Origin of the sequence: Nocardioides sp. (assembly GCF_035429765.1) — a bacterium.
Taxonomy (GTDB): Bacteria; Actinomycetota; Actinomycetes; order Propionibacteriales; family Nocardioidaceae; genus Nocardioides.
This window is the reverse complement of record NZ_DAOMFK010000346.1, coordinates 1-1,534: the sequence shown is the minus strand read 5'-3', so window position 1 is coordinate 1,534 and position 1,534 is coordinate 1. Positions and strand designations below refer to the sequence as shown.

The 1,534-nt window shown below is 74.7% G+C and carries 2 protein-coding genes; both read left to right on the top strand.

Features of this window, described 5'->3' with window-relative positions; all coding sequences use genetic code 11:
• The coding region (locus PLP61_RS17065) for a WS/DGAT domain-containing protein (RefSeq protein ID WP_324503997.1) at positions 1-410 on the top strand (410 nt) is incomplete at its 5' end.
• Positions 411-508: 98 nt separating this feature from the next.
• Entirely contained in the window at positions 509-1,501 is a 993-nt protein-coding gene (locus tag PLP61_RS17060; RefSeq protein WP_324503996.1) for a YhjD/YihY/BrkB family envelope integrity protein, read from the top strand.
• The last annotated feature ends 33 nt before the right edge of the window (positions 1,502-1,534 follow it).

Here is a 1,534-nt window from a genome sequence, read left to right as displayed (position 1 = left end):
CCGTCCCGCTGCTCGCCGACCGGGCCACGCAGCTGCGGGCGGTGGCGGCCCAACGGGCCCGGCTCGGCGTCGCGGCTCCCCGGGGCAGCTCGGGGACGGCGACCTCGGCCGCGTTCCGGGCGCTGGCCGGGCTCGGCCTGTTCGAGCCGTTCGTGAACCGGCAGCGGCTCGTGCACACCTTCCTCACCAACCTGCGGGGGCCCTCGCAGCCGCTGTTCCTCGCCGGCGCCCGGGTGGCCCGGGTGGTCCCCCTCGCCGCGACCCCCGGCAACGTCACGGTCTCCTTCGACGTCCTCTCCGTCGCGGGGCGGCTGGTCGTCGCGGCGGTCTCCGACCCCGGCCACGTGCCGGAGCACCGCCTGCTGCGCGACCTGCTTCGGGCCGAGCTCGACCCCGCGACACCGCGGTGACCCGCGCAGCGTCGACGCCGCCGGTCATCCGGCTGGGATGATGCGAGGGGCACCGACGCTGCGGTTGGCTGGCCTCGACGACCCGGAGGGATGGACCAGTGGCGACGCCGGAGCACCCCACCCCGGACGGCCCGGGGTTCCTCGCGGCTCCCGCGCCCCCTGTCCGGTACCTGCCACCGGAGGAGACGGTCGCCAGCATGATGGCCCGTCTCCCGCCCTGGACGCACGGACCCGTCAAGTGGCTGATGTCGCACTGGCCGGGGCGGGTGGCGCTCCGCACGACCGTTGCGCTGCGCCGGCTCCAGATCTTCGACCGCGCCATGACGATCGCCGCGCAGATCTTCACCTCGGTGTTCCCGATCCTGATCATGGTGGCCGTCGTGCTCGGCGCCGACCGGGCCGACTGGCTGGTCCAGGCACTGGACCTGCCGTCCGCGGGCCTGCTCGACGAGCTGCAGAGCTCGTCGACGACCGCGACGTTCGGTGTGCTCGGCGGCCTCATGGTGCTGGCCTCCGCGACCAGCCTCTCCCGGGCCACCACCCGCGCCTACGAGGTGATCTGGTACCACGACTACGGCCCCACCCGCTGGTTCGAGGCGTGGCGGTGGGTGGTGGCGGTGCTGGTGATCGCCGGGAGCTTCCTGATGAGCCGGGTGGCCATCGAGGTCGCCGCGACGCTGCCGCCGACCAACCTGTGGGGCTCCCTCATCGACCCCCTCGTGGCGGTCGCGGTGGCCGTGTACCTCCCCTGGCTGCTCACCTCGAAGCGGATCCGGGTCCGCGTGCTCCTCCCGGGGGCGCTGCTGTTCGGGCTGGCGGCCGCCGTCGCCCAGCCGGTGACCGAGCGCTGGCTCCCCCAGGCCCTGGAGAGCAGCCTCCACCACTACGGGTCCTTGGGGGTGGCGTTCACCTACATCGGCTGGCTCTACGTCATCGCCTGGGTGCTGCTGGCCACGGCGGCGCTCGGTGAGGTGATCGCCACCGACGAGGGCGGCCTGGGCCGGTACATCCGCCGGCCGCCCAGGCCGAAGCCCGGGACGCCGCCCGTGGGCGAGGTGGCCGAGCCCGGGGGCGGGGCGACCGAGGGCTGAGCCCGGGGAGCCGCGGGCTCAGTACTCGGGAAC